The following is a 17,402-nucleotide window of genomic DNA, read 5'->3' as shown; positions in this document are numbered from 1 at the left end:
GACCCGCCTTCTCCTTACCCGTCGCCCCAGCGAAAACTGGGGTCGCGTGCCGCGCCTTCGGAGCTTGTGGATGACGGTCCCAGCTTTCGCTGGGATGACGTTGTTTTTGTTTGGCTTGATGGCGCAGCCTCTCACTGCGCAGCAATCGCTTCCGCCCGCACCTTACGCCTATCGGCAGCTCGAGGATCCCGCGAAGGAAGCGGAAGCACAAGCGCTGATGGAGACGCTGCGCTGTCTCACATGCCAGAGCCAGTCGATCGCCGACAGCGACGCCGCGATGGCCGGCGATATGCGCCATCAGGTCCGCACCCGGATCGCCGCGGGTGAAGAGCCGGAGGCGATCCGCACCTGGCTGGTCGAGCGCTATGGCGACTATGTCAGCTACGCGCCGGTGGTGAGCGAGGCCACGTGGCCGCTGTTCGCGATTCCGCTGCTGTTGCTTGCAGGGGCGGGGGCGATTTTGTGGCGACGCCTGCGGAGAGTGCGATGAGCTGGCTTCCCGCAATCGTGCTGGCGGGCGCAATGTTCCTGATCGCGGCGTTCGCGCTGCGCCTGCCGCGTGCGGCCTGGGCAGCCTTCGGCGCGGCACTGCTGTTCGGACTGGCGGGCTATGCCCTTCAGGCGAACCTGGACATGCCCGCGGCGCCCAAGGCGGCGGTGCCGGAAGCGAGCGAGGCCAGCGCAGCTATGATCGAGGCGCGACGCGCCATGTTCGATTCCACGATGCAGGCCAGCGACTTCGTCCTCGTCTCCGACGGCTTCGCGCGGCGTGGACAATATGCCGACGCGGCGCAGATGCTGCGCGGCGTCGTGCGCGAAAACCCCGGCCATGCCGAAGCGTGGGTCGCGCTCGGCAACGCGCTGGTGGAGCATGCGGACGGAAATCTCACGCCGGCAGCCCTTTACGCCTATGCCCGCGCGGAGCAGGCCGCGCCCGGGCATCCAGCCGCCCCATACTTCCACGGGCTCGCCCTGCTGCGCGCGGGCCGCGCGTACGATACGCGGGATTTGTGGGCGCAAACGATCGCCGATGCGCCGGAGGGTGCCGAGTGGGTCCCGTCGATGCGCGAGAGGCTGGAGAGGCTCGATGCGCTGATCGCCGCGGTGGAGGCGCAGTAGGCGCTCGCGCGGTGCATGTTGCACCTGCGAAAGGAGGGTGCTAAGCGCCGCCGCCCTGCACTAGGCCGCATTCAAAGGCAGCGCCGGAATGCATATGGGAATGCCGTTTCTATGAGCGAACTTTCCTTGGATCGGGACGGCCCGGTGGAAGGCGGTAATCCACAAGGGAACCGCGGGAGTCCGAAAGTGGCGCTGGCGGTCGGCGCGGTCGGGATCGTCTTCGGCGATATCGGGACCAGCCCGATCTATGCCTTTCGCGAAACTTTTGTCGGGCCTCACAAGCTCGCGCTCGATACCCTGCATCTGTTGGGGGTGATGAGCCTGATCTTCTGGGCGATGACAATCATCGTGTCGCTCCAGTACGTCACCATTCTGATGCGGGCGGACAACAAGGGCCAGGGCGGCACGCTTGCGCTCGTGGCGCTCATATCGAGCCGTATCGGACGAACCGGTTACGGCTGGATCGCCGTGATGCTCGGTGTCTTCGCCACGGCGCTGTTCTATGGCGACAGTATGATCACGCCGGCAGTGTCGGTGCTTTCCGCCGTCGAGGGCTTGACCACGGTCGAGGAGGATCTCCAGCCGATCGTCATCCCGATCGCGCTCGTGCTTCTCATCGGGCTGTTTCTCCTCCAGCGACGCGGAACGGCCAAAGTAGGCACGCTTTTCGCGCCGGTGATGGTCATCTACTTCTCCGTTCTCGCGATCCTTGGCCTGATACATATCGTGCAGAATCCGGGTGTCCTGGTTGCGCTGAACCCGTGGTATGCGGTGCAGTTCTTCATGACCGACAAGCTGCTCGGTTTTCTCGCGCTGGGCTCGGTCGTGCTCGCGGTAACCGGGGCCGAAGCGCTTTATTCCGACATGGGGCATTTCGGTCGCGGTGCGCTGCGATTGAGCTGGTTCGGTTTCGTCATGCCGTGCCTGCTCCTCAACTATTTCGGCCAGGCGGCGATGATCCTCAATCTCGAGGCTGCCGCGGCGGCGGACGCGATCCGCAACCCCTTCTTCCTTATGGCGCCTGAGATCTATCGCTTGCCGCTGGTGATCCTCGCCACATGTGCCACCTTCATCGCCAGTCAGGCAGTCATATCGGGGGCGTTCTCGGTCACGCACCAGGCGATCCAGCTCGGTTTCGTGCCGCGTCTGTCGATCCTTCACACCAGCGAAACCGAACACGGGCAGATCTACATTCCGTTTGTCAACTGGGTGTTGATGGTCGCGGTGATCCTGCTCGTGCTGACCTTCCAGAACTCCTCGAACCTTGCGAGTGCCTACGGCATCGCGGTGACCGGCGCGATGCTGATCGACACCTGTCTCATGGCCGTGCTGTTCGTCGCCGTCTGGCGTTGGAAGCTCTGGATGGCGATTCCGATCGCGGCTGTGTTCTTCCTCGTCGACGGTGCCTTCTTCGGCGCGAACTTGCCCAAGGTGCCCGACGGCGGCTGGTTCCCGCTGCTGGTGGGCGCGATCGCCTTCACCTTCCTCACCACATGGGCGCGCGGACGCAAGCTGATGCGCGACCGGATGAGCGAGGTGGCGCTGCCGATCGAGATCTTCGCCAAGTCCGCGATGAACAGCGCGATCCGCGTGCCGGGCACGGCGATCTTCATGGCCTCGGCGACCGCTGGCGTACCCTCCGCACTGCTCCACAACATCAAGCACAACAAGGTGCTGCACGAGCGCGTGGTGATCCTGACCGTCGAAATCGCGGAAGAGCCTTACGTCGATTCCGAGTTCCGGACCCAGTTCGACGATCTGGGCGACGGCTTCTACCGCATGGTGCTGCGCTATGGGTTCATGGAGGAGACCGACGTGCCGGCGGCGCTCAAGAAGGTCCACCACTGCGGCGGCGACTTCGACATGATGCAGACGAGCTTCTTCCTCAGCCGCCAGACGCTGCTGCCCTCGAAGAACCCGAGCATGATGATCTGGCGCGAAAAGATCTTCTCGTGGATGCTGCGCAACGCCGCGACCGCGATGGAGTTCTTCCGCCTGCCTTCCAACCGCGTGGTCGAGCTGGGCAGCCAGGTCGAGATCTGAGGGCGGCAGTCGGCCCGGCTATACGCCGTCTCCCAGTTCACTGGGATGGCCTTGTTGGTCGGAGACCTACTCGTCAGGCTGTCGGCGGCGGGGTCTGTTCTTCCTCCTTCACCCCTTCCGTTGCCAACCCGTGCCGCAGCAGCATCGGGATCTGCGTGAAGGTGAAGAGGAAGCTTAGCGGCAGGAACACCCAGAGCTTGGCCCAGAGCCAGCTTTCGAACGACAGCGTCGCGCGCAGCGCTTCGTTGAGCACGGCGAGGGCAAAGAAGAACAGGCCCCAGTTGCGCGAGAGCTTGAGCCAGCCTTGCTCGTCCAGCCCCTCGAACGCGGCGCCGAGAAGGATCTCGAGCAAGGCGCGTCCGCGCAGCCAACCGATGATCAACGCGAGGCCGAAGAGGACGTAGATCACGGTCGGCTTGATCTGGATGAAGCTTTCGTCGCGCAGCCAGATGGTCAGCGCGCCGAAGCCTACGATCATTGCTGTCGAGAGCCAGAGCATCGGCGAGATGCGGCCGAACTTCCATTTAGAGAAGGCCAGGGCGACCACCGCCGCGACCATGAACGCGACCGTGCCGCGGATGACTGCCGCGATCTCGCCCAGCGGGCTCGATTCATCGGGCGCATAGAACTTGTAGGTACCGAGGAAGACGAGCAGCGGCCCGTAATCGACCAGAATGTTGAGCCAGCCGCTCTTCGGCTTCGTATCGCCCGCCATCACGCCACTCCCGCAATCACACGCGCAACGAGGTCGGGGTCGAACGGACGCAGGTCGTCGATCTTCTCGCCCACGCCGATCGCGTGGATCGGCAGGCCGTATTGCTCGGCCGCGGCGACCAGTACGCCGCCACGCGCGGTGCCGTCGAGCTTGGTCATGATGAGGCCGGTCACGCCCGCGACTTCCTTGAACACATCGATCTGGCTGAGCGCGTTCTGCCCATTGGTCGCATCGAGCACGAGCACCACATCGTGCGGCGCTTCGGGATTGAGGCGGCCGAGCACCCGGCGGATCTTCGCCAGTTCGTCCATCAGTTCGCGCTTGTTCTGCAGCCGGCCGGCGGTGTCGACGACCAGCGCGTCGATGCCTTGTTCAGTCGCCGCCTTGACCCCATCGAACACGATCGAGGCCGGGTCGCCGCCCTCCGGGCCGCGTACGATCGGCGCGCCGATCCGTTCGGCCCAGGTGGCGAGCTGGCCGATCGCCGCCGCGCGGAACGTGTCGCCGGCCGCCAGCATGACACCGTAGTCCTCCTCCTGAAACCAGTGCGCGAGCTTGGCGATGGTGGTCGTCTTACCGCTGCCGTTGACGCCGATCACCAGGATCACCTGGGGGCGCGGGAAGGCGACGATCTCGAGCGGTTTGGCCACGGGGCGCAGGATCGCTGCAATTTCCTCGGCGACCGCCTCCTTCAGTTCGCGCTCGGAGATCTCGAGGCCGAAGCGTTTCTCTGCCAGCCGTGCGCGAATGCGGGCCGCGGCGGAGGGGCCGAGATCCGAGAGGATCAGCGCATCTTCGACGTCGTCGAGTGTGGCGTCGTCGAGGCGCGAGGTGCCGACCACGCCGGTGAGATTGGTCGAAAGACGTTCGGAGGTCTTGCGGAAGCCGCCGAAGAGCCGCTCGCTCCAGCTCGTCTCGCTCATGAGAGCAGGCCTTTCTCGTGTCGCTGGGGGGTGACTGTCACGATCGCGCCGCTCGCGGTGCCTTTCGGCACGACGAGGCGCGCGAAGTTGGGCGCATAGCCGGTGCCGTCGTTTTCGGCGAGTACCGATTGCTGAGTGCGCACGAGCGTGTCCAGCCAGGCATCGCGCGCGCGGACGACTTCGGCACGCAGCTCGGCGGCGCGTGCCTTGACCGCGGTGCGCTCCACTTGCGGCATGCGTGCCGCCGGCGTGCCCGGGCGGGGAGAGTAGGGGAACACGTGGCCGTGGACGATGCCCAGCTCGCGCACGATTGAGAGGTTGTCGGCGTGCGCCGCCTCGTCCTCCGTCGGGAAGCCGGCGATCAGGTCTGCGCCGATCGCGATCTCGGGACGGGCCTGCTTGAGCCGCGCGACCAGTTCCACTGCGTCGGCCCGCAAGTGACGGCGCTTCATGCGCTTGAGGATCAGGTCGTTGCCGTGCTGCAACGAGAGGTGGAGGTGCGGCATAAGCCGCGGTTCGCCGGCGAAGAGGTCGAACAGCAGCGGATCGATCTCGATGCCATCGAGCGACGACATCCGCAGACGGCGGAGCTCGGGAAAGCGATCGAGGATGGCCTGTACGAGTCGGCCAAGAGGAGGGCGGTCGGGCAGGTCGTGACCCCACGAGGTCACGTCCACGCCGGTCAGCACCACTTCAGGCGCGCCCTGTGCCAGGTGGCCGTCGATTTCGGCGAGGATCTGCGAGATCGTCAGCGAACGGCTTGGTCCACGGCCTTGAGGGATCACGCAGAAGGTACAGCTATGATCGCACCCGTTCTGAACCGCGACGAAAGCGCGGGTACGGCGTAGAGGCATCTGCGGTGCGCGCTCAGGTGCATTCCAGGCCCGCCGGTCCAGCTTGCGCGTATTCGCGACCAGCCCGTCGACCTCGGGCATGGCGGCTAGCTGTTCGCGCTCGATTTCCGCCGCGCAGCCGGTAACGAGCAGACGTGCATCCGGCCGCTCGCGGCGCGCCTTGCGGATCGCCTGCCGCGTGGTGCGGACCGCCTCCGCCGTGACCGCGCAGCTATTGACCACCACGACATCGCGCTCGCCCGCGAGCATGGCGCGGATACGCTCGCTCTCGGCGATGTTGAGGCGGCAGCCGAGCGAGATCACTTCCGCACCCGCGCTCATGCAAAGTCGTCCCACTCGAAGCTGCCGCGGTAGGCTTCGGCCGCGGGGCCCGTCATCGTGATCCGGCCATCCTCCGCCCAGGCGATCGTGAGCGTGCCGCCCGGCAGCCGCACCTCGACCTCGCGTTCGACCAGCCCGCGCCGCATTGCAGCGACGGCCGTGGCGCAGGCGCCTGTGCCACAAGCGCGGGTCAACCCCGCACCGCGCTCCCACACGCGCAGGCAGATGCGCCGACGGCTTTCCACTGTCGCGACGTTCACGTTGACGCGCTCGGGAAACAGCGGGTCATGCTCGATCTCGGGGCCCAGCCTATCCAGCTGTACGACGTCGCTGTTCTCGACAAAGAACACGACATGCGGATTGCCGACGTTCACCGCCGTCGGGTTTTTCAGCGGTTCCCACGCGACCGGCATCGTCAGCGTATCCATCGCATAAGCGAGAGGAATCTCCTCCCAGCCGAAACGCGGCACGCCCATGTCGACGCTCGCGCCGCCGTTTGCCGGCTGGACCCGGATCGTGCCGCCAGCCGTTTCGACCGACGCCTCGGCTCCGTGGAGCAGCGCGACCGCGCGCGAGGCATTGCCGCAGGCTTCGACCTCACCGCCGTCGGAATTGAAGATGCGCATGCGGAAATCGGCGGTTTCGGAGGGCTCGAGCAGGATCACTTGATCGCACCCGATCCCGGTACGCCGGTCGGCCAAAGCCGCAGCAATGGACGGGGTCATCGTCGGCAGGCCTTCGCCGCGTGCGTCGAGCACGACGAAGTCGTTGCCGAGACCGTGCATCTTGATGAAGGGAACGCGCATCGCGGCGCATCTATGCGCCGCATGGCGGCGCGTCCAGTGTCAGGCGCTCTTGCTTATCGCCTCGGCCTCGTCTGGCGCATCGCCGCCGTCCGTCAACCGTCCAAGGGCACCGAGCCTCTCGCGGACCTGTTCGATCGTTTCCGGGCGGCCATAGATATAGCCTTGGCCCTTGAGCTGCCCCAGCTCGCGCAGGCGCGCCAGGATTGCGTCGTCCTCGATCCCCTCGGCGGTGATCGGCATCCCGAGCCCTTCACCGAGCGAGACAATGGCATCGACGATCTTCGACCCGTCGCCATCCTGCCCGATCTCGCTGACGAAGCTGCGGTCGATCTTGATCCGGTCGAACGGCAGTGAGCGCAATTGAGCGAGGCTCGAGTAGCCGGTGCCGAAATCGTCGAGGCTGATCTTGATGCCCTGGTTGCGCAGGCTGAGGATCATCGATCTGACCAGCGCGACGTTCTCGTGCAGGCAGCTCTCGGTGATCTCGATCTCGAACCGCTGTGGGGGGAAGTTGTGCTTCACCAGCAGTTTGAGCATGCGCTGGGCGAACCACGGATCGTTGAGCTGCAGCGGCGAGACATTGACCGAGAGCGTCAGCGCCGGATCCCATTGCCGGGCATCCTGGAGCGCGCGTTCGATGAGCTGTTCGGACAGGAGCGCGATCACGCCCATGTCCTCCGCGATCGGAATGAATACCTCGGGTGACACCAGCCCGAAGTTGGGCGAGTTCCAGCGCGCAAGCATCTCGAACCCGGTCAGCTCGCCGGTTTCGAGGTCGATCTGCTGTTCGTAGTAGGGGACGAATTCGCCGTTCGCGAGGCCCGCGCGGACGCCCGCTTCAAGGGCGTTGCGGAAGCGCAGCTCGTTCTCCATTTGCGCCTCGAACCAATAGTAGCGGTTCTTCCCGTGCTTCTTGGCATGGTACATCGCAATGTCCGCCCGGTGCAGGAACGCCTGCGCCTCGACCCGCCCATCGAACGGTTCGCATGCGGTCGAGGCGATCCCGACCGACACCGTGATTTCGGTGGAATGGCCGGATATCTCGACCGGATCGGATATCCGCCCGATCATGCGCTGAATCAGTCGGTCGAGCTGGGCTTGATTGGAGGTGTCGTAAGGCAGCACGCAGGCGAACTCGTCGCCGCCGAGGCGGGCTACCAGCGCCTCCTGGGGGATGAGCCCTCGGAGGCGTTCGGCGGTTTCCTGCAGCACCTTGTCGCCTGCCATGTGGCCGTTCAGATCGTTGATCTGCTTGAAGTTGTCGAGATCGATCATGACGAAGGCGACCGCACTTTCGGTGTCGGCGCAACGCGCAACCAGCGCTTCAGCGGCGGAGGGAAGACTGCGGCGGTTGAGAGAGCCGGTCAGGGGGTCGGTCTCGGCGAGACGGCGGGCGCGTTCTTCGGCAGCCTTGCGCTGCTCGATCTCCGCCATGAGTTCGGCGTAGCGGCGCCAGCCGAAGATGATCAGTGCGATATTGAGCAACATGGCGCTGACGAGCACGCTGTCCGGCCCCGGGCCGATGCCCATCCAGTTGCGGATGGCCTTCGGCAGCACCGCTCCGCCCGTGCCGACGAACATGATGATCGCCGCGGCCGCGATGCCCATGGCGACCAGATCGCGTTCGGCGCGCGGAGTTTTCTGCTTTGTCTGCTCGCCCTTTGCCATAGACCCGGCGGCAGCGGCCGCCTCCCCCCGTTGTCGCATTGACAGCCTATAGGGGGCCGGATTGAAGAAGAAGTTAAGCACCGCGCCCCCCGCAGCAGCGGTGGTCAGGCGGCGCGAGGGCCGCTATCGCTGGGCGCAGTTGCCGACCGAAATCCGACGAAGGAGAGTGCTCGCGTGCCGCGCTACTGGCTGATGAAATCCGAACCCGACGTCTACGGTTGGGAGGACCTCGTCGAGGAAGGGGAGGGCACTTGGGACGGCGTGCGCAACCACCGTGCGAAGAACAATCTCGCGGCGATGAAGGTCGGCGATCAGGCGTTCTTCTACCATTCCAACATCGGTCTGGAGATCGTCGGGATCATCGAGATCAGTGTCGCCGGGATCACCGATCCGACCGATCCCGAGGGGAAGTGGGCGGCGGTGAAGGTCAAGCCGAAGGAGAAACTGCCTCGGCCGGTAACGCTGAAGGAGGTCAAGGCCGAGCCGGCGCTTTCGGATATGGAACTGGTCCGCCAGTCGCGGCTGTCCGTGTCGGAAGTGCGTCCGGCCGAGTGGAAGAAAATTCTTTCGATGGCAGGGGCTTAGCCGAACGGAACCGAGCCCCGCCAGCTCGCGTTGATCCTGCAAGACGGCGTGCAATCCCGTCGCCGTGAGACAATGCAGGAGAGTTTTCATGGGTGAGTTCAAGGACAAGGCCAAAGGCATCGGCAACGAAATTGCCGGCAATGCCAAGCAGGCTGCGGCGGAAATCGCCGGCAACCCCCGGCTCGATGCCGAGGGCAAGGCGCAGGAGCGCAAGGGCGAGGCGCAGAACTTGAAGGGCGAGGTAAAGGGCGCTCTCGGCGACAAGGTCTGAACGCTTCCACTCGACGATAGGGCCGCCGCTTTGGCGGCCCTTTTCATATGCCATCGCGGATGCGAAACCGTCCCGGCGTGCGACAATCGGCAAAGTGCGGGAGCCGAATGGTTAGTGGAACGTTAATCCGCCGCGATGCGACGATCACTAGTCCTTACCAACGAAGCCGCCCGTCACCCATTCCGCGCGACGCTGCCGCCGCATGTCACGCGAATCGCGGAGGTGCCACCTGCCAACCGGATGCAGTGGCGCCCCTTGCTTGACGAGGTGCGGACTTTCGCGGCGGTCTATGTCAGCGGCGTCGTGGGCGTGACGGCGTTCATCGCCTGAAGGTTCACGCTGCTGGCGATTCGGCGAGGCAGAGTTTCCTTCCCAGCCAGCTCGACACCAGGCACATCGCCGCGCTGAGCAGGAGCTGGTCGACGATCGCCACATCGGCTGCACTGAGCCCCGTGGCGAGTAATGCGCCGGCCACCATCGCGCCCGAGTTGACGATATTGTTCGCCGCGATCGTGCGCGCGGTTTGAGTATTGGGGACAAAGGTTGTCAGGAAAGCGTACAGCGGCACGACGAACATGCCGCCCGCAATTGCGATCCCGAGCAAGCAAAAGAGCAGCGGTATTGCGAGCGGTTGGGCCATGAACTGGCCCACGTTCATCAGCGTGTCGCCCGGCGCTGGTGTCCACAAGCGGCAGACGGCGTAAAACGCGACCACGAACAGCGCCATCACGATCACCGACATTGGCGAATAACGGGCCGAGACGGTGCCCTTGAGCAGCGCGTTGACGGAGACCGAGCCGATCGCCACGCCGACCGAGAAGATCACCAGGAACAGGCTCGCAACCTCGGGGCTGGCCGTAAGCACGTTCTTTGCGAGCGGTGGGAACTGGATGAACAGCACCGCACCGATCGTCCAGAAGAAGCTGATCGCCATGATCGCCAGGAATACGCGGTCGTCATGCATCGTGTTGCGCACGAGTGCGTAGGAGGAGCGAAAGACGTTGAAGTCGATCGGCTCGATCTCTCCCTGCGCAGGGGCGGGAGGTACGTAGCGCGAGGTGAGATAGCCCAGCACGGCTGTGACGAAGACTATCGCCGCTGCCGCCTCGACCGGGATCCAGCCGGCGAGGATCGTGCCGAAGAGGATCGCAATGTAAGTCCCCGCCTCGACCAGCCCGGTTCCCGCGAGAACTTCCTCGGGCTTCAGGTGCTGGGGCAGGATGGCGTATTTGATCGGACCGAAGAAGGTCGAGTGAACGCCCATCGCAAACAGAGCCGTGAGGAGCAGCGGAATGGCCATGTCGGCAAGGAGGGGATGGGGCGGTGCGAGGCATTGTCCTGCGGCTGCGGCGCATTCGACATCCTGCCAGGCGAGCACCAGGCCCGCTCCGCCGACCGCCATGATGCCGATCTCGCATGCCTTCACCACGCGCACGATGCGCGCCTTGTCGCTCATGTCGGCAAGTTGCCCCGCCAGCGCCGACAGGACGAAGAACGGCAGTATGAACACGCCCGAGGCAACGGCGCTGAACATCGCCTCATCCGCCTCGGAATTGTAAACGACATAGACCACGAACAGGACCATCGCCGTCTTGTAGAGATTGTCGTTGAACGCGTTGAAAAGCTGCGTGACGAACAGCGGCAGAAACCGCCGGCGGCGCAGGATGTGCGTCGATGTGGTCATGCTTCTCGCGCAGCCCCTTGCGGTTCGGGCCCCCTGTAGAGGACGAGACGGTGCGGACAAGGGCAAAGCATGGCTTTTTCCTGTGGGATAGAGAGGCTAGGGAGATCGCCGTGCTCAACTTGCCGAACATTCTGACGCTTTCGCGAATCGTCACGATACCGCTGCTCGTCGCGTTGCTGTGGTGGCCGAGCTGGGCCTTTGGATATCTTCTCGCCTTCGCGCTCTACTGCCTCATGGGAATCACAGATTACTTCGACGGCTACCTCGCGCGGGCGAGTGGCACGGTATCGAAGCTGGGCGTGTTCCTCGATCCGATCGCGGACAAGATCATGGTCGCCGCGGTGATTCTGGTGCTGACGGCGCAGGGCTGGCTGCGCGGACCCTTTGCGGGGGACTTCCACGTGATCGCGGGCCTGATCATCCTCATGCGTGAGATTGCCGTGTCGGGCCTGCGCGAGTTTCTCGGGCCGCTGCAGGTCTCGGTGCCGGTGAGCAAGCTCGCCAAGTGGAAGACCGCCGCACAGATGGTCTCGCTCGGCGCGTTGATTCTGGCAGGTGCGCTGCCGGGTTGGATGATGACGCTGGGGGAGGCCACGTTCAACGTGCCGCACCTCGTCGGTATCGTCACACTATGGACCGCGGCGGTGCTGACGGTGATTACCGGCTGGGACTACCTGCGCGTCGGCATCAAGCACATGGACTGAAGCGGAAGGACGGCTTCCCGCCGATCAAAGTGCCGCTGCCAGCGCTTCGCGGTATGCGGCGCGGACGCGGGGCGAGGAGCGTACCTGCGGGGCCGCGGTGCTCACGCAGAGCGCGCCGGGGCCGTCGAGCGCAAGCTGCTTCAGCAGCCCGTCGATTTCCGTGAGCGTGCTCTTGTTGGCGCGTGCATTTTCCGGGAGCAGGGGGAGGTCCAGGTGGGTCAGCCCGAACTGGAGCAACTCGCGGTAGGCGACCCGTTCGGTCAAGCCGCGTCCGATGCGGAAATCCTGTTGCTCGGCGAGTGTGGCAAGCGCGGTGTCGATCCGGCCGATTTGCCGCCGTTCGGTTTGTCGCACTCGGTTTTTCGCCACCAGCCAGTCGATCGGGCCGAACCCGCTGCGATGCCGCTCGCGGCGTAGCCCGGCGACCATCGCGCCGAAGCAACTCGACTGCCCCGGGCGGCCCGTGATCGGATCGATCTGGCCCAGCACCTGCAGATCGATGAACGACGCGTTGATCGGCGTAACCAGAGTGTCCGCCATGGCAACTGCCCGGCGGAAGATCGGGCAGTCAGCCCCCGGCGCATCGAGCACGATATAGTCGGCGCGCGCGTCAAGCCGTGCGATTTCCTGATAGAGCTGTGCCGTGCAGGGCTTGGTCAACACCGCATGCGCGGGCATCGGCAAGGCCGCGCCCAGGACGCGCGCAGTCCCTTCGCGGAAGGACAGGCTACGGTCGAGCGTGGACTGGCGCCAGTCGAGATCCAGCGCGATCACGCGATGGCCGGCATGCGCAAGCGCCACCGCGCAATGGAACGCCAGCGTCGATTTGCCGACTCCGCCTTTCTCATTGGCGAACGCAATGACGTGCCCCGCAAGCGCGGGGCGGGAGGCCATCTCCGCCAGAATTACTTTGGGATGCTCGCCGTCGGTCCAGGCGCCCGAGAGGGGTTCGCCCCCACCTTCCGAATGTTCAAGGTCTTTCCACACGACGCAGCTCCCCCACCGGCGCTTCGCGAATCAGTTATCCACAGCTTTTAGCACGAATTTGTCAACAGTACCTTGCACTGTCTTGATGTCGGGGAAGTGACACGCGCGCTGTGCCGGAATCATCCGGCCCGCAGTTCCTCGGCCAGCAGCTCGAAATCGGCTTTGCGGGGAGAGTTCTTGCGCCAGATAAGCGCGATTTCGCGGCTGGCAGCCTGCGACTTGAGCGGGCGAGCAACGATGTCGGTCTCGTGCAGGATGCCGGCCTCGATCGCCATTTCGGGCAGCATGGTCAGGCCGAGGTCGTTGTTCACCATCTGCACCAGCGTGTGCAGGCTCGTGCCGATCATCGTCGCCGAGGCGCGCAGTTCCGGCCGGTTGCAGGCGGCGAGCGCGTGTTCCTTGAGACAGTGCCCGTCTTCGAGCAGCAGCAGCCGCCCCTCGTCGATCATAGACGGCGGGATGACGGCGGGCGGATCGCGCGGATCATCCTTGGGAAAGGCGACGTAGAGCCGGTCGTCGGCGATGTGCGCCATGTCCACCTCGCCCGTGGCGAAGGGAAGGGCGAGCAGCACGCAGTCGACCCGGCCGTGGTGCAGGCTTTCGACCGCGTCCTGGCTGGTTTCCTCGCGCAGGAAGAGCTTGAGATCCGGGCGCTCGCGGCGGAGCCGCGGCAGAATGCGCGGCAGCATGAACGGAGCGATCGTGGGAATCACGCTCATCCGCAGCGTGCCCGACAGCGGCTTGCCGCTCGCACGCACGAGGTCCGACAGCTCCTCCGCCTCGCGCAGCAGTCGGTGCGCCTTCTCGACCACCTGCTCGCCCAGCGTGGTGAAGCGCACCACACGGCGGCTGCGCTCGACGAGCGTCACGCCGAGCAGCGATTCGAGCTCGCGGATGCCGGCCGAGAGCGTCGACTGCGAAACGAAGCTCGCCTCCGCCGCGCGCCCGAAGTGACCGTGCTCGTGCAACGCCACGAGGTACTGGAGCTGCTTGATCGTGGGGAGGTAAGTGGACATTGCTAGATCACGGATCCTCTAAGGAACACATCGCTTATCCCGAGGAGCGGATCCGCCGAGGGGCGTCGCGAAAGCCCGTCTCGAAGGATCACTCGGCCGCTTCCGCCTCGGCTATGTCATCTGCCACGTCGTCGATGTGCGTCATGTTGAGCTTGCCGCCCTTGACCGTGAAGGCGAGCTTGCCCTCGACCAGTTCGAGGGCATCGCGGCCGAAGACCTCGTACCGCCACCCCTGAAGGACCGGAAGCTTGCGTACGCCGGCGGCGAGCGCCTCCATCTCGTCCGAACGGGTGAGCAGCCGGGCGGCGACGTCGATCTCGCGGGTGCGGATTTTGAGCAGCAGCTTGAGCAGATCGGCGACCAGCGCGCCTTCCTTGCCCAGCGGCGCGCCGCGCTTGGGCTTGTCGGGCATTTCGTCGGCCGTGAGCGGCTCGGCCTTCTCGAGCACTTTCATAAGCCGCTTGCCTATGTCGTTGTCTTTCCAGGCATTGGAAAGGCCGCGGACCTTGACGAGATCGGCCTGCTGCTTCGGCGGATGGCTGGCGATGTCGGCCAGGGTCTCGTCGCGCATGATGCGGCCGCGCGGGATGTTCTTGTGCTGCGCCTCGCTCTCGCGCCAGGCGGCGAGGGCCTTCAGCCGGCCAAGCACGGTCGGATTGCGGCCGGCCTGACGAATGCGGCGCCATGCCTCGCCCGCATCGTTGTGGTAGTTGGCCGGATCGGCGAGCTTCTCCATTTCGGCGTCGAGCCATTCGCCGCGTCCGGTCTTCATCAGCTTCTTCAAGATCTTGGGAAAGATCTTCGACAGATGCGTGACGTCGCCGATCGCGTATTCGATCTGCCGTGCGGTCAGCGGACGGCGGCTCCAGTCGGTGAAGCGGGCACCCTTGTCGACCGTGATGCCGAGCCATGCCTCGACCAGATTCGCATAGCCGATCTGCTCCGACTGGCTGATCGCCATCATGGCGATCTGCGTGTCGAAAATCGGATGCGGGGTCTTGCCCGTCAGGTTGTAGATGATCTCGACATCCTGTCCGCCCGCGTGGAAGACCTTGAGCACGTCCTCGTTGTCGCACATCAGGTCGAGCAGGGGGGTGAGGTCGATTCCGTCGGCCAGCGGGTCGATCGCCGCGGCTTCTTCCTCGTTGGCGATCTGCACCAGGCACAGTTCCGGCCAATAGGTGTTCTCGCGCATGAATTCGGTATCGACGGTGACGAAGTCGGACTTCGCAAGGCGCTCGCACAGCGTGGCGAGCTCGTCGGTGGTGGTAATCAGATCGTGTATCTTCATTCTATCTTTTCTATCGTGGGGCGGAGTACCGCCGCTCGGGGGTGCCCGGTGCCTTGACAAAGCACCGTGCTTGCCCTGTTAGCGCGCGCGACATGCGCGGTGCGCCTTCGGTGGCGCGCCCTTAGCGCCATAGCTCCGAAAATGGAAAGATTTTAGATGCACGCCTACCGTACCCACAACTGCGCACAACTGGCGAAGGCGAACGTCGGTGAAACCGTCAGGCTCTCGGGCTGGGTCCACCGCAAGCGCGATCACGGCGGGGTGCTGTTCGTCGATCTGCGCGACCACTACGGCCTGACCCAGATCGTCGCCGACGAGGACAGCCCGGCGCTGGAAGTGCTCGATGGGCTGAAGCTGGAATCGGTCGTCACCATCGACGGCGAGGTCAAGGCGCGGGCGGAAGGCACGGTGAACCCGAATCTGCCGACCGGCGAGATCGAGGTCTTCGCCCGTAGCGTCACGGTCCAGAGCCGTGCCGACGAGTTGCCGCTGCCGGTTGCGGGCGAGCAGGAGTACCCGGAGGACATTCGCCTCAAGTACCGCTTCGTCGACCTTCGCCGCGAGACCATGCACCGCAACATCATGCTGCGCAGCCAGGTCATCACGTCGATCCGCCGCCGGATGACAGCGCAGGGCTTCACCGAGTTCCAGACACCGATCCTCGGCGCCTCCAGCCCCGAAGGCGCGCGCGACTACCTCGTGCCCAGCCGCCTGCATCCGGGCCGCTTCTACGCGCTCCCCCAGGCACCGCAGATGTTCAAGCAGCTCCTGATGGTCGCCGGCTTCGACCGCTATTTCCAGATCGCGCCGTGCTTCCGCGACGAGGATCTGCGCGCCGACCGCAGCCCGGAATTCTATCAGCTCGACTTCGAGATGAGCTTCGTCACCCAGGAAGACGTGTTCCAGGCGATCGAGCCAGTTCTCGCTGGCGTGTTCGAGGAATTCGCGAACGGCAAGAGCGTGACGCCCGCGGGCGAGTTCCCGCGCATCCCCTATGCCGAAGCGATTCTGAAGTACGGCACGGACAAGCCGGACCTGCGCAATCCGCTGGTCATTTCAGACGTCACCGATCACTTCCAGACTTCCGGCTTCGGCCTGTTCGAGAAGATCGTCGGCTCGGGCGGCCGCGTCCGTGTCGTTCCCGCGCCCGGCACGCACGAGAAGAGCCGCAAGTTCTTCGACGACATGAACGACTGGGCGCGTCGCGAAGGCTTCGCCGGGCTCGGCTACGTCACCCGCAAGGGCGGCGAGTTTGGCGGCCCGATCGCCAAGAACCACGGCACCGAAGGCATGGAGAAGCTCTACGCCGAGCTGGGCCTGGGTGAGAACGACGGCCTGTTCTTCGCCGCGGGCAAGGAGAGGGACGCGGCCAAGCTCGCCGGTGCCGCCCGCACCCGTGTCGCCGAGGAGCTCGGTCTGATCGAGCAGGGCTGCTTCAAGTTCTGCTGGATCGTCGACTTCCCGATGTTCGAGTACGACGAGGAGCAGAAGAAGATCGACTTCAGCCACAATCCCTTCTCCATGCCGCAGGGCGAGATGGAGGCGCTGGAGAACGAGGATCCGCTGACCATCATGGCCTGGCAGTACGACATCGTCTGCAACGGCTACGAACTGTCGTCGGGCGCGATCCGGAACCATCGGCCGGACATCATGTACAAGGCGTTCGAGATTGCCGGCTATTCGAAGGAAGACGTCGACGCGAACTTCTCCGGCATGATCGAGGCGTTCAAGCTCGGCGCGCCGCCGCACGGCGGTTCGGCGCCGGGGATCGATCGCATCGTCATGCTGCTGGCCGACGAGCCGAACATTCGCGAGGTTATCGCCTTCCCGCTCAACCAGCGTGCACAGGATCTGATGATGGGTGCGCCCTCGGTGGTAAGCCCCCGTCAGCTCCGCGACGTGCACATCCGTGCCGTCGAGGCGCCGAAGCCCCAGCGGGGCGAGGATACGCGGGTCGATCGGGCCGGAGACGCTTGAGCGGGCACTTGCCAGCGCGTTCGCCGTTCATTAGGGCGAAAGCAACATTTAACCCCAATACACAGAGGGCATAGTATGAGCGATACCGCCGACCGCGTGCAGAAGATCGTTGTCGAGCATCTGGGCGTCGAAGCCGACAAGGTGACCCAGGATGCGAGCTTCATCGACGATCTCGGCGCCGACAGCCTCGACATCGTCGAGCTGGTGATGGCTTTCGAGGAAGAATTCGGCGTCGAGATTCCTGACGATGCGGCCGAGAAGATCACCACCGTCGGTGACGCCACGAAGTACATCGAAGAACACAAGGGCTAGGCTTTTCGCGCTTTTCCCGTTCGCTTGAGCTTGTATTGGCGAAAGCGGCGAGGGAGAGGCCCGATCCCTGTTTGCGCAGGGATATGCAGGCTCAGCCCTAACGGGTTGAGCCTGTTGTTCTTTCTG

Annotated in this window: 17 protein-coding genes; 8 read left to right on the top strand and 9 right to left on the bottom strand. The window is 64.7% G+C overall.

Features of this window, described 5'->3' with window-relative positions:
- Nucleotides 1-94 precede the first annotated feature (94 nt).
- The 3 genes from D2V04_RS07085 to D2V04_RS07075 all read left to right on the top strand — a co-directional run bounded on the left by D2V04_RS07085 (nucleotide 95) and on the right by D2V04_RS07075 (nucleotide 3,162).
- On the top strand, nucleotides 95-490 hold the full coding sequence (locus D2V04_RS07085) for a cytochrome c-type biogenesis protein (protein WP_182849696.1): 396 nt from the start codon (nucleotides 95-97) through the stop codon (nucleotides 488-490).
- Entirely contained in the window at nucleotides 487-1,119 is a 633-nt protein-coding gene (locus D2V04_RS07080; protein WP_119512544.1) for a tetratricopeptide repeat protein, read from the top strand. Before D2V04_RS07085 ends, D2V04_RS07080 begins: the two co-directional genes overlap by 4 nt.
- Before the next feature lie 111 nt (nucleotides 1,120-1,230).
- Nucleotides 1,231-3,162 (top strand): potassium transporter Kup, encoded by a 1,932-nt coding sequence (locus D2V04_RS07075; protein WP_119512543.1) that lies wholly within the window; start codon nucleotides 1,231-1,233, stop codon nucleotides 3,160-3,162.
- Nucleotides 3,163-3,235: 73 nt separating this feature from the next.
- Here D2V04_RS07075 and D2V04_RS07070 read toward each other — a convergent pair whose 3' ends face one another.
- The 5 genes from D2V04_RS07070 to D2V04_RS07050 are packed head-to-tail and all read right to left on the bottom strand — an operon-like array spanning nucleotide 3,236 to nucleotide 8,449.
- Nucleotides 3,236-3,877 carry an inner membrane-spanning protein YciB gene (locus tag D2V04_RS07070; RefSeq protein ID WP_119512542.1) on the bottom strand — a complete coding sequence of 214 codons (642 nt, stop codon included), beginning with the start codon at nucleotides 3,875-3,877 and terminating at the stop codon, nucleotides 3,236-3,238.
- Nucleotides 3,877-4,800, bottom strand: coding sequence for a signal recognition particle-docking protein FtsY (ftsY, locus tag D2V04_RS07065; RefSeq protein ID WP_119512541.1), 924 nt, complete (start codon nucleotides 4,798-4,800; stop codon nucleotides 3,877-3,879). The genes D2V04_RS07070 and ftsY overlap by 1 nt, the downstream gene beginning before the upstream one ends.
- Complete coding sequence (locus D2V04_RS07060; RefSeq protein ID WP_119512540.1) at nucleotides 4,797-5,975, bottom strand: MiaB/RimO family radical SAM methylthiotransferase; 1,179 nt, start codon at nucleotides 5,973-5,975, stop codon at nucleotides 4,797-4,799. Before D2V04_RS07060 ends, ftsY begins: the two co-directional genes overlap by 4 nt.
- A complete protein-coding gene (dapF, locus tag D2V04_RS07055; protein WP_119512539.1) occupies nucleotides 5,972-6,781 on the bottom strand; it encodes a diaminopimelate epimerase in 810 nt (269 codons plus the stop codon). The genes D2V04_RS07060 and dapF overlap by 4 nt, the downstream gene beginning before the upstream one ends.
- Before the next feature lie 39 nt (nucleotides 6,782-6,820).
- Complete coding sequence (locus D2V04_RS07050) at nucleotides 6,821-8,449, bottom strand: putative bifunctional diguanylate cyclase/phosphodiesterase (protein WP_119512538.1); 1,629 nt, start codon at nucleotides 8,447-8,449, stop codon at nucleotides 6,821-6,823.
- Between the two features lie 174 nt (nucleotides 8,450-8,623).
- Here D2V04_RS07050 and D2V04_RS07045 point away from each other — a divergent pair, with 174 nt between their 5' ends.
- Together D2V04_RS07045 and D2V04_RS07040 are read left to right on the top strand one after the other, a co-directional pair.
- On the top strand, nucleotides 8,624-9,034 hold the full coding sequence (locus tag D2V04_RS07045; RefSeq protein WP_324186854.1) for an EVE domain-containing protein: 411 nt from the start codon (nucleotides 8,624-8,626) through the stop codon (nucleotides 9,032-9,034).
- An 88-nt stretch (nucleotides 9,035-9,122) separates the two neighbouring features.
- Nucleotides 9,123-9,305, top strand: a complete 183-nt coding sequence (locus D2V04_RS07040; RefSeq protein ID WP_119512537.1) for a CsbD family protein — start codon at nucleotides 9,123-9,125, stop codon at nucleotides 9,303-9,305.
- A gap of 334 nt (nucleotides 9,306-9,639) precedes the next feature.
- On the opposite strand, the gene D2V04_RS07030 is transcribed toward D2V04_RS07040, so the two are convergent.
- Complete coding sequence (locus tag D2V04_RS07030; RefSeq protein WP_119512535.1) at nucleotides 9,640-10,989, bottom strand: MFS transporter; 1,350 nt, start codon at nucleotides 10,987-10,989, stop codon at nucleotides 9,640-9,642.
- Between the two features lie 110 nt (nucleotides 10,990-11,099).
- Between D2V04_RS07030 and pgsA the strand changes: the two genes are divergently transcribed.
- Nucleotides 11,100-11,693 carry a CDP-diacylglycerol--glycerol-3-phosphate 3-phosphatidyltransferase gene (gene pgsA / locus D2V04_RS07025; protein WP_119512534.1) on the top strand — a complete coding sequence of 198 codons (594 nt, stop codon included), beginning with the start codon at nucleotides 11,100-11,102 and terminating at the stop codon, nucleotides 11,691-11,693.
- A 24-nt stretch (nucleotides 11,694-11,717) separates the two neighbouring features.
- Here pgsA and D2V04_RS07020 read toward each other — a convergent pair whose 3' ends face one another.
- The 3 genes from D2V04_RS07020 to rnd form a co-directional block, all read right to left on the bottom strand.
- Nucleotides 11,718-12,680 carry a division plane positioning ATPase MipZ gene (locus D2V04_RS07020; protein WP_119512533.1) on the bottom strand — a complete coding sequence of 321 codons (963 nt, stop codon included), beginning with the start codon at nucleotides 12,678-12,680 and terminating at the stop codon, nucleotides 11,718-11,720.
- A gap of 119 nt (nucleotides 12,681-12,799) precedes the next feature.
- Complete coding sequence (locus D2V04_RS07015) at nucleotides 12,800-13,696, bottom strand: hydrogen peroxide-inducible genes activator (RefSeq protein ID WP_119512532.1); 897 nt, start codon at nucleotides 13,694-13,696, stop codon at nucleotides 12,800-12,802.
- 88 nt (nucleotides 13,697-13,784) lie between these two features.
- A complete protein-coding gene (gene rnd, locus D2V04_RS07010) occupies nucleotides 13,785-14,987 on the bottom strand; it encodes a ribonuclease D (protein ID WP_119512531.1) in 1,203 nt (400 codons plus the stop codon).
- Between the two features lie 156 nt (nucleotides 14,988-15,143).
- On the opposite strand from rnd, the gene aspS reads away from it, so the two are divergent.
- Both aspS and D2V04_RS07000 read left to right on the top strand, forming a co-directional pair.
- Entirely contained in the window at nucleotides 15,144-16,964 is a 1,821-nt protein-coding gene (gene aspS / locus D2V04_RS07005) for an aspartate--tRNA ligase (RefSeq protein ID WP_119512530.1), read from the top strand.
- A gap of 75 nt (nucleotides 16,965-17,039) precedes the next feature.
- Entirely contained in the window at nucleotides 17,040-17,276 is a 237-nt protein-coding gene (locus tag D2V04_RS07000) for an acyl carrier protein (protein WP_047805955.1), read from the top strand.
- Nucleotides 17,277-17,402 lie beyond the last annotated feature (126 nt).

This window comes from Pelagerythrobacter aerophilus, from assembly GCF_003581645.1.
GTDB classification, from domain to species: domain Bacteria; phylum Pseudomonadota; class Alphaproteobacteria; order Sphingomonadales; family Sphingomonadaceae; genus Pelagerythrobacter; species Pelagerythrobacter aerophilus.
This window is presented reverse-complemented; position numbering and strand designations above follow the sequence as displayed.

Coding starts and splice junctions, on each gene's coding strand:
- D2V04_RS07050 (WP_119512538.1), bottom strand. CDS start 8,449: ATGGCAAAGGGCGAGCAGACAAAGCAGAAAACTCCGCGCGCCGAACGC.
- rnd (WP_119512531.1), bottom strand. CDS start 14,987: ATGAAGATACACGATCTGATTACCACCACCGACGAGCTCGCCACGCTG.
- D2V04_RS07080 (WP_119512544.1), top strand. CDS start 487: ATGAGCTGGCTTCCCGCAATCGTGCTGGCGGGCGCAATGTTCCTGATC.
- dapF (WP_119512539.1), bottom strand. CDS start 6,781: ATGCGCGTTCCCTTCATCAAGATGCACGGTCTCGGCAACGACTTCGTC.
- D2V04_RS07085 (WP_182849696.1), top strand. CDS start 95: ATGACGTTGTTTTTGTTTGGCTTGATGGCGCAGCCTCTCACTGCGCAG.
- aspS (WP_119512530.1), top strand. CDS start 15,144: ATGCACGCCTACCGTACCCACAACTGCGCACAACTGGCGAAGGCGAAC.
- ftsY (WP_119512541.1), bottom strand. CDS start 4,800: ATGAGCGAGACGAGCTGGAGCGAGCGGCTCTTCGGCGGCTTCCGCAAG.
- D2V04_RS07030 (WP_119512535.1), bottom strand. CDS start 10,989: ATGACCACATCGACGCACATCCTGCGCCGCCGGCGGTTTCTGCCGCTG.
- D2V04_RS07070 (WP_119512542.1), bottom strand. CDS start 3,877: ATGGCGGGCGATACGAAGCCGAAGAGCGGCTGGCTCAACATTCTGGTC.
- D2V04_RS07060 (WP_119512540.1), bottom strand. CDS start 5,975: ATGAGCGCGGGTGCGGAAGTGATCTCGCTCGGCTGCCGCCTCAACATC.
- D2V04_RS07015 (WP_119512532.1), bottom strand. CDS start 13,696: ATGTCCACTTACCTCCCCACGATCAAGCAGCTCCAGTACCTCGTGGCG.
- D2V04_RS07040 (WP_119512537.1), top strand. CDS start 9,123: ATGGGTGAGTTCAAGGACAAGGCCAAAGGCATCGGCAACGAAATTGCC.
- D2V04_RS07000 (WP_047805955.1), top strand. CDS start 17,040: ATGAGCGATACCGCCGACCGCGTGCAGAAGATCGTTGTCGAGCATCTG.
- D2V04_RS07075 (WP_119512543.1), top strand. CDS start 1,231: ATGAGCGAACTTTCCTTGGATCGGGACGGCCCGGTGGAAGGCGGTAAT.